This window comes from Geotalea sp. SG265, from assembly GCF_022808985.1.
Classification (GTDB): domain Bacteria; phylum Desulfobacterota; class Desulfuromonadia; order Geobacterales; family Geobacteraceae; genus Geotalea.
In genome coordinates, this window is record NZ_JAKZFT010000001.1 from 512,655 (window position 1) to 522,470 (window position 9,816).

The following is a 9,816-nucleotide window of genomic DNA, read 5'->3' on the forward strand; positions in this document are numbered from 1 at the left end:
CAGGAGAACATATGTCGGGTAGCATTTTGATAGTGGACGACGAAAAGGGGCAGCGGGATATCCTGACCGCCATCCTGCAGAAACAGGGATATGCCACGGCGGCAGTGCCCGGTGCCAGGGAAGCGCTGGCCGAGCTTTCAGACAAGGAATTCGACCTGATCCTCACCGACCTGAAGATGCAGGGGATGTCGGGCATGGAACTCATGGAGAAGGTGCTGGCAGAGAACAACCGCCAGTGTGTGGTCATGATGACGGCTCACGGCACCATCGATTCGGCCGTCGAGGCCATGAAGAAGGGAGCATTCGATTACCTGGAAAAGCCGTTGGAACGGGAAGACCTGCTCCTTACGGTCAAGCGGGCCTTCGAACATATCGGCCTTGTCCATGAAAACGCCATGCTCCACCGGAAGCTCAAGGAGACCATGGCAATCCCCAACATGATCGGGGATCATCCGAAGATCAAAGAGGTGGCCCGCATCATCGGCAAGATTGCCCCGACCAGCTCCACCGTCCTCATCTACGGCGAATCGGGAACAGGCAAGGAACTGGTGGCGAAAGCCGTGCATGACGGCAGCCCCCGCCGGGAAAAACCCTTTTTTGCCATCAACTGCGCAGCCATCCCCGATACGCTCATCGAGAGCGAGCTCTTCGGCCATGAAAAGGGCTCATTTACCGGCGCTGCCAGCAGGGAAATCGGCCTTCTGGAGGCCTCCCAGGGGGGGACCGTTTTCCTGGACGAGATCGGCGAAATGAACGTGGCCATGCAGGCCAAGCTCTTGCGCGCCATTCAGGAAAAAGAGATCAGACGGGTGGGGGGAAAGGTCAACATTCCCATTGACGTGCGGATCATTTCCGCCACCAACCGGGACCTGGAGGCGGAGATCAAAAAAGGGACCTTCCGCGAAGACCTCTTCTACCGACTGAACGTCATCCGGGTCACCCTGCCGCCGCTCCGGGAGCGGGGCAACGATATCGCCACCCTGGCCGACTTCTTCATGAAGAAATACAGCACCGCCTCGGGCATTGCCTTGAAGGGGATTTCAAAACCGGCCCTGAAGATACTCATGAATTACAGCTGGCCGGGGAACGTCAGGCAGCTCGAATCGGTCATCGAACGGGGGGTGCTCATGGCAGAAACGGATCAGATCCTGCCGGAGGATCTCCCCGCCGAGGTCCACGAAGAGGTAGTCGCCGGCACCAAGCTCCCCTTCGAATTCCCTCCCCAGGGGATCTCCATCGAGGAGCTGGAGCGCGACCTGATCATCAAGGCCATGGAACGTGCCGACGGCATCATCAGCAAAGCAGCGCCACTTCTGGGGATGAGCTACAAGACGCTCCAGTACCGCCTGGAAAAGTTCGGCATCGAAAGGTCCTGACGGATCATCACGGCAACCACGGCCGGAGGATCGGACGTGAACGCTGCAATTCCAGCAGGCTCTTGAAGGAGTCAACACATGAATTTCAGCAAAATCCTTCACCGTTTCACCGTCACGCCATCACTCCCCCGGGAACTGGCCGGACTCCAGCGCATCGCCTATAACCTGTGGTGGTGCTGGGAGCCCGACGCCATTGAACTCTTTACCCGTCTCGATCCGGAACTGTGGCGGGAAACCCGGCACAACCCGGTGGAGATGCTGGGCATCCTGCAACAGACGACCCTGGAAGTGCTCAAAGCCGACGAAGGATTCATTTCCCACCTGGCCATGGTGGAAGACAAGCTCAAGGAATACCTGGCGGCAAAGACCTGGTACAGCAAGCTGCACCGGGAGGATGACGGCTTCCGCGTCGCCTACTTCTCCATGGAATTCGGCCTCCACGAATCCCTCCCCATCTACTCAGGGGGGCTTGGCATTCTCGCTGGCGATCACCTCAAGTCCGCCAGCGATCTGGGGCTTCCCCTGGTGGGGGTCGGCCTCCTCTACCGCCAGGGCTACTTCCGCCAGTACCTGAACATCGAGGGCTGGCAGCAGGAGTTCTATCCGGAAAACGACTTCTACAACCTCCCCCTGCACCTGGAACGCAAGCCGGACGGCACGCCGCTCCTCTTGGATCTGGACCTGGCGGGTAACCGGGTGCGCGTCCAGATCTGGCGCGCCCAAGTGGGACGCATTCCCCTCTACCTTCTGGATACCAACCTGGAAGAAAATGCCCTGGACGACCGCAACATCACCACCCGCCTCTACGGTGGCGATCAGGAAATGCGCATTCGGCAGGAGATTCTCCTTTCCATCGGTGGCGTCCGGGCGCTGCACCTCCTGGGCATCACCCCCCACGTCTGCCACATGAACGAGGGGCATGCGGCCTTTCTCTCCCTGGAGCGGACAAGGCTGCTCATGGAGGAACGCAAGCTCAAATTCAGCGAAGCCATCGAGGCGGTCAGGGCAGGCACCGTCTTCACCACCCATACCCCGGTGGAAGCGGGGATCGACCACTTCCCCTCCGACCTGCTCGACAAGTACCTTGGGCGCTACTACCGGAGCCTCGGGCTTTCACGGGAGGAATTCATCTCCCTGGGGAGGCAGAACCCGCGCAACCCCCACGAAACCTTCTGCATGGCCGTTCTCGCCCTCAAGCTCACCGGCCACGCCAACGGCGTCAGCGAGCTCCACGGCCAGGTCTCGCGGAAGATGTGGAAAAATGTCTGGCCCGACCTCCCCGAAGAGCACCTGCCGCTGACCTCCATCACCAACGGCGTCCACAACAAGACTTGGCTCTCCAGGGAAATGGCCAGGCTTCTGATCCGCTATCTGGGGACCCGCTGGCTGGAAGATCCCACCGACGCCTCGGTCTGGCGGCGCGTCTCGCGCATTCCCGACACTGAACTCTGGCGCACCCACAAGCACGGCCGGGAGCACCTGGTGGATTATGCCAGAAAAAGGCTCAAGGATCAGCTCTGCCAGGTGGGAGCCACCGCCAAGGAGATCGCCGTCGCCGACGAGGTCCTCGATCCCGATATCTTCACCATCGGCTTTGCCCGGCGTTTCGCCACTTATAAGCGGGGCACCCTGCTGCTGCACGACCTGGAAAGGCTCTCCCGCATCGTCAACGATCCGACCCGGCCGGTGCAGATCGTCTTTGCCGGCAAGGCCCACCCCGCGGACCACCAGGGCAAGGAGCTCATCCGGCAGATCGTCCAGCTATCCCACCAGGAGCGCTTCCGCCACCGCATCGTCTTCCTGGAGGACTACGACATGTCCGTCGCTCGCCACCTGGTCCAAGGGGTGGATGTCTGGCTCAACACCCCCCTGCGCCCCCTCGAAGCGAGCGGCACCAGCGGCATGAAGGTCGCCTTCAACGGCGGCCTCAACATGAGCGTCCTGGACGGCTGGTGGTGCGAGGGCTACCGGGGCAACAATGGCTGGGCCATCGGCAAGGGAGAGGTCTACGACGACCTGGAATACCAGAACGAGGTGGAAAGCCGCGCCATCTACGATTTGCTGGAAAAGGAAATCGTACCCCTCTTCTACGACCGGGGAAGCGACGGCATCCCGCGGGGTTGGATCGCCTGCATGAAAGCGTCGCTCATGTCGCTCTGCCCCACCTTCAGTACCGACCGTATGGTGCAGCAATACTCGGAAACCTTCTATTTTACCGCCTTTGAGCAGTGGCAGAAGCTCAATGAAAACGATTCGGCACTGGCCAAAGATATGGCCCGTTGGAAGGAAAAGATGCACCGCCTCTGGCACCATGTGCGCATCGAGCAGGTGGAAGCGGAAATGAGCCAGGATATCCTGGCGGGGAGCAAGATCCCTCTCCGGGCAAAGATATTCGTTGATGAAATCCCCCTGGAGGAGCTGGCGGTGGATGCCTATTACGGGGTGCTCGACTCGCGTGGCTCCATCATCGGCGGCGAGCTGATCCCCCTAAGCCCTTCAGCCCCCGACGGTGCCGGTGCCCACTACTTCAGCGGCGAGCTGGACTGCCGCTTCTGCGGCAGGCACGGCTTCATGCTGCGGGTCATGCCGAAGCACCCGGTACAGGGGCCGATCTATGAGCCGAGCTTGCTGTTGTGGGGATAATCTGGGCTTCCCCCTCACCGGTTCACCCGCTGCCTTTGTCTTCTTCATGGCAGTGAGCCAACATCGCTAACACGATCAGTTTTAGCTCCACGTCAAGTGCTGCATACCTGCGGACGCGGCGCATCTCCAGTTCCACATTTTTTTCTCCCCTCTGGTTGCATCCACCCGGTCACATGGTAAATACTAATTTATAAATTTTAATTTCACTCTGTCACTTCCCCAGCGTACTCCATTCAACAAAAGACAGAGCCGAAGGGATCTCCTTTTCCAGTCAGGGAAGACCGAGGTGCGCAGTTCACTGTTGCAAAGGCAGTGATCTGTCATGGAGACTCGTTTGTTCTCACAGCGAGCTCAGTGGGTGGGCCTGAAATAGTGGCTCGCCCGGCCGCAAGCGTCCGGCTTAAACAACCGTCCCATGGGCGGGAAAGGAGGGACAACACATGGATGTGCTTTAGTCTGATGCTTCGCCGGGATTGTAACGACTGCATCGGTTTCGGCTACCAGGAGTCTCCAGTTGATCATCAACTGGTGGTAGCCACACCAGGTAAATTAATATCCTAGGAGGTCCACCGCCGACTGCCGGTCCTTCAACCGGACTCGAGTTGGCGGTGGGCCCTTTTGCTGTCGCACGAAGTCATCTCAACCCTGCGCGACCCCTGGGGCGCCCGCAAAGGAGGCATGAAGTGAAGCGACTGATCCTGCTTGTCATCCTATCTATAGCTACAGCCAATTTGGCATTTGCCGACCAAAACTACCTGATCAGGAAAATCGATCTGCCCATGGGAAAAAATTTTGAGGGTATCACCGTTAACCCCACAACCCACAAAGCATATGTCATCGGTGAACTTGCCACTGAGGGTGCCGATGACGATAAAGCGGTTTTCGTCATTAACAGCATGGTCCTCGCCGGGAAGAGTGCGCCAAAAGTCATTCATATCCCCTATGAAACCGAGTATGCGGCCGTCGATCCCATCAGGAACCTTATCTACCTTTCCACTAAATACAGTGTCGAGGCACCGGAGACCGATAATGGCACAGCGGGTGAGGTAGTTCTTCCGGGGCAACCGGTGGTGCACTTGGGCACCCTGACGGTCATCGATGGCTATACCGATTCCGTGCTGACCGCTTATACCTTCGACGCAGGCATTCAGCCCGAAGGCGTTGCCGTCGATCCGGCCACAGGTATTGTCTATGTGGGTGCCAAGGCACCTGAGGGTGAGTCATCCAATGTTAATATTTGTAACGCTTGGGCAACACCCATACCCGATGTGGCCGACCCCGGGGATGTGGAATGTTGGACATCCGGACACATCTATGCGTTTTCGTTCGATGCGGTAAAAAAGGCGGTCACCTTGTTAAAGGATATTCCCGCCGGGGATGATCCTGAAAGTGTCGCCTTCGCAAACCGCATGATTTACGCAGCCAACGAAGATGACGGAACCGTGACCATCGCTACAGCTGTAAATCGGGACGGAAGTGGCGGTGCGTTGCTTACCGATTGGCCCATACCTCCATCACAGCCTTACGAGGCAGGTATTGCGCCCTACAGCTTAGGCGTTTTTTACGGCTATGGTCCGAATCCACTGGCGTGCACCGAGAACAAGTTCGAAGCGGACAAGATGGTCGCCGGGGGTGGATCGGTATTCATAACCGACGACAGGTCCCGCGTGGCGAAAATCAAGGGCACCGCTGTTGTCGGCATGCGCGACGTCCCTGGTGCCACCATATGCGAGAACATTCCCGACAGCGACGGTGGTGGGAAGAACAGCGCCAACAATATCGGATTCATGCCTGCGTATGCCGGTCTGCTATACGGCGATTTGTTTCCCACACTCTATGTTGTCTCCGAACAGGACACCGTTACCCTTCTCAATGCAGGAGATAGTCTGGAAGTTCAGTCGGTTGTCACGGTTCCTGGTGCAGTTCATCTAGACGCGATTGGCGTTGACCCGGCGGCAAATCGGGTCTGGCTCACGGATGAAGGCCAGCAGTCGGTATTCATGCTACAACGGAGCTATGTAAATTGGACAGGCTATACGTACTAGCAAAAAATCGAATGACGTTCAGAAAGCGGCAAAGGTGGCACTTCCGCCTTTGCCGCTACTTCATGATTAAAAAGCAGAGAGAGCGCGACATGGGCCGGTATGAATCGGCATCGCTGATAAGCCTGCCGCATCAGAATTCCTCTCCCAAGTAAACAATCCAAAACGACACCACCAGAGATGCATTGCATTTAAATAGATAGCATGCTATCTATTTTATATGGAACTATCTTTTACCGAACTCAATCGCAGTAACCTTCTCTTTCGCCTTTCGTACCTGACCCGCCGCTGGCGAAAAGTCCTCGACGCAGAGTTTCAATCTGCGGGGCTTACCGATGCCTCGTGGCGGCCGCTTCTGCATCTCCACATCCTGGGTGACGGCGTTCGTCAAAAAGATCTGGCGGCATCCATCGGCATCGAAGGCCCCTCTCTGGTCCGGCTCGTAGACACCCTGGTAGCGAAAGGTCTGATCCAGCGCATGGAAGACGCCACCGACCGCCGGGCAAAGCTGCTCAGCCTGACGCCGGCAGGGAGATCGATCGTCGTCTCGATACGGGAAACAGTGAGGCTCCTGGAAAAGGAACTGCTCGATCCCTTCAGTGATCATGAGCTGTCACAACTGGGACAGCTGGTCGAGCGCCTTGAATGTGCCGTGAACGTCCGGTGCACGCGGGGTAAGCGATGAAGCGTCATGGCTTGAGCCTGCTTCTGCAACGGGAACGGCCTCACCTCGTTCTGGCCGTCCGTGGCACCCTTGCCGCACTGGCCGCACTGGCCGTAGCCGCATTGCTGAAGCTCGAATGCCCCTTCTGGGCGGCCATGACGGCACTGATTGTCATCCAGCCGACGCGCGGACTGCTTCTTGAAAAGAGTTATTACCGCCTGTTAGGAACTGCTGTCGGTTCTCTGGGTGGACTTGCCATGCTGCTCACCTCCCGGTCACCGGCCATGCTGGCGCTCATGCTCTCCCTCTGGCTGGCGGCATGCGTCGGCGCCGGCAACCTGGTCTACGGCCTCCGTTCCTACGGTGCGATGATAGCTGGCTGTACGTGCGCCGTCGTTGCCATGGCGGGTTACAACAACCCGCCCCACCTGCATGACCTGGTGTTCGGGCGAATAGCCTGCATCGTGGTCGGCATCGTGGTCTCGACGACTGTCACTTTCTTTTTCACCCAACGGGGTGCGAAACGGGAGCTGCTGGACCGCTTACGCAGGGTGACCGCCGCTGAAGTCCGGTGGCTGGCGATGCTTTTGGGCGGAGCGGATGAAAATGATCTGCATGGGTCCCGCCAGGACATCCTCATGGAAATTGCCGCAATCGAAGGATCTCTGGATGCAGCCTGGGCCGGTTCGCTGGAACTGAAGCGCAGAAAGCGCCATATCAGGAGCCTGATCGTCGCCCAGCTCTCCCTGCTGGAAGCCGGGACCCTGACCGCGAATGCCCTCAGCTGCCAGCACCGTTCCGACAATGGTTCCTGGCAGGAGCCCCTCGCCAAGAAGCTGGAAGCGGTGGCAGAGCAGCTGAACGAGCATGGAGCAGCGATGCCTGCGACCGCTGATCTGGTGGATTACGTGGCCGCTATGCCTGCCCGCCTTCCCTTGCTGCGCGAAACGCTGCTGGATCTGATCGGTGCCCTGCAACTGGTCGTAGCGGAGTGGGACAAAACAGCACCGGAGACGGACAGGCCGGCTGTCCAGACCTACATCCGGCACCGCGACTGGCAGGAAGGGGGACGGGCCGCGCTACGCGCGGCATGCGCCATGGCTGCCGTCGGGACGGCATGGAGTTTGACCGGATGGGCGGAAGGATCATCGATGATCATGGCCGCGTCGATCATGGTCAGCGTCTTCTCAACCCACGACCGCCCCACCGTCATGCTTTCCCATATTTTTTGCGGGGCCTCCATGGGTGTTGCGGCGGCATTCGTCTTTCGCCTGCTTCTTCTGCCGGGCCCCAGTGGGCTGCTTCCCCAAGCCGCCTTTGCAGCCCCTGTGCTGATAATTGGCCTCGTGGCGTTCCGCCATCGCCGGACAGCACTGGGGGCCATGGATTTCATGCTGTTCTTTCTCTTCGTCATGCAGCCCGGCATTCCCGCCGTTCCCTCTCCGGTTTCCTATCTGGCAGGCGGTCTGGCGTGCCTCGGTGGAGTGGCAGTGGCAATTCTTGCATTTAAATTCCTGCTCCCGATAGATCCCGCCAGGCGGCTGCGAACGATCCTGGTCGCCATCGCCCATGACCTGGACACCATGGCTGCCACCGATTCCCCTATAGTGATGGAAAAGTGCCGGGCCAGGACCCACCACCGGGTGCTGCGCCTGCTGGTCAATGCCGGAAAACTGGATCATGTAATAGGTGCCGTAATGGATGGAGCGCTTACAGCCCTGGTCATCGCCAGGTACTTGCACCTGAGAAAGGCCGATGTGAGCGGCGGCGCCTCAGATGCGGACATGAAGACCATCCGGGAGATCAAGGACATGTTCTCCGCAGTCGTAGGGCACCCGGAGAGGGTCATACCGACACTTGAAGAGATCTCCGAACTGCTCGACCAGGCAACGGAAGTGCAACAATTTTCCCAGCTAGACCGTCAATTTGTTGGCCTGCCTATTGGTTGAAGTCCGACTGCTTAAGATTGCCCACCGCTTCCATCCATTTTTCCCGGTTCTCCTTAACCTCCGCCGTCAGGGAGGAGAAGTCCCGCTTCCAGTTCCTCGCCGCGAACTGGTAAGATCGCACCATGCCGTCCTCCGCCACAAACCGGTGGATATTGAACTCGGCATAACTTTTATCCGGTGCTTCTATCAAAAACACCAGCATCAGGTCAGAGTCACTGCGGCGATATACTGACGGCTCTTGAGTCGGCTTCTTTATTTGCTTCAGATAGGTTTTTATGACAGATGTCGGCTCTTTGCTGGTGGGATAGCTGCGGTAGGCCAACATATGCTGCCAATTATCAAGGGTCTTTCCCGGTTCCACGTATTCATCGGTAGTGATCGCTTTTTTCTTATCCGACCAGGCATGGACGAACTTCATTTTGGCAAAAGAAAGATCTTTTTTTGGCGCCGCCAGCGCCATGCCCGTTATCGTCAGCGCGATCAATAGTGACACAAATAACTTCATGCTACCCTCCTTGGAATTCTGCATCTGACCGGATAAAGGAACTGCTAGTGATACCCGCCACCGGGGGTAAAGCAGGTTGATCGCTATTAATATGTATCGGTCAAAGACCCTGTCGAAGATGTTCCAGACGATGAAGAGGCCCAGGTGCATTTTGTGGTTATTTGTTGATTAACTGACACTTACTAAAGAATTTAACAACGTCCCCTTAGCCCTCAACGTCCCCTGGTAGATTCTATTCGTAAGTGCACCACGTGATAAAAAAGCAGGACATGATGGTTTTCTGGTAGTGTGTGAAGCGCGACCAACACTCACTCCAGAAAGGAACCCACCATGTCCTACAGCCATTTTACTGAAAAAGAACGGTATGTCATCAGCCATTTGCGGTTGGCGAAATTCAGCCTACGGGAGATAGCCCGCCGAATAGGGCGGCATCACACGAGCATTAGCCGTGAAATTAAGCGTAACGGCCCTAAATATGCGCCTGATGCTGTTTACTGGTACTATGGGATCCAGCCAGTTGTAGAGAAGCGCCGACATAAGGCCCGGAGTCATCGTCGCCAGAATTACCAGCCCCTCGTCGAGTATGTAGAGGATAGACTGAGAATGGACTGGCCACCAGAGGTTATAGCAGCACGTA

Annotated in this window: 7 protein-coding genes; 6 read left to right on the top strand and 1 reads right to left on the bottom strand. The window is 57.6% G+C overall.

Annotated elements, in window-relative coordinates; genetic code table 11:
* The first annotated feature begins 11 nt into the window (after positions 1 to 11).
* The 5 genes from ML541_RS02475 (at position 12) to ML541_RS02495 (ending at position 8,674) form a co-directional block, all read left to right on the top strand.
* Positions 12 to 1,376: a sigma-54 dependent transcriptional regulator gene (locus tag ML541_RS02475; protein WP_243370367.1), complete on the top strand. Its 1,365-nt coding sequence runs from the start codon at positions 12 to 14 to the stop codon at positions 1,374 to 1,376.
* Between the two features lie 78 nt (positions 1,377 to 1,454).
* Positions 1,455 to 4,019 carry a glycosyltransferase family 1 protein gene (locus ML541_RS02480; protein ID WP_243370369.1) on the top strand — a complete coding sequence of 855 codons (2,565 nt, stop codon included), beginning with the start codon at positions 1,455 to 1,457 and terminating at the stop codon, positions 4,017 to 4,019.
* 683 nt (positions 4,020 to 4,702) lie between these two features.
* Positions 4,703 to 6,064: a hypothetical protein gene (locus tag ML541_RS02485; protein WP_243370371.1), complete on the top strand. Its 1,362-nt coding sequence runs from the start codon at positions 4,703 to 4,705 to the stop codon at positions 6,062 to 6,064.
* A 217-nt stretch (positions 6,065 to 6,281) separates the two neighbouring features.
* Positions 6,282 to 6,746 carry a MarR family transcriptional regulator gene (locus tag ML541_RS02490; RefSeq protein ID WP_243370373.1) on the top strand — a complete coding sequence of 155 codons (465 nt, stop codon included), beginning with the start codon at positions 6,282 to 6,284 and terminating at the stop codon, positions 6,744 to 6,746.
* Entirely contained in the window at positions 6,743 to 8,674 is a 1,932-nt protein-coding gene (locus ML541_RS02495; protein ID WP_243370374.1) for an FUSC family protein, read from the top strand. The genes ML541_RS02490 and ML541_RS02495 overlap by 4 nt, the downstream gene beginning before the upstream one ends.
* Here the strand turns inward: ML541_RS02495 and ML541_RS02500 are convergent.
* Complete coding sequence (locus ML541_RS02500) at positions 8,664 to 9,179, bottom strand: hypothetical protein (protein ID WP_243370376.1); 516 nt, start codon at positions 9,177 to 9,179, stop codon at positions 8,664 to 8,666. The genes ML541_RS02495 and ML541_RS02500 overlap by 11 nt on opposite strands.
* 330 nt (positions 9,180 to 9,509) lie before the next feature.
* Here ML541_RS02500 and ML541_RS02505 point away from each other — a divergent pair.
* Positions 9,510 to 9,816: helix-turn-helix domain-containing protein (locus ML541_RS02505; protein WP_243370378.1), on the top strand; the 307-nt coding region annotated here is incomplete at its 3' end.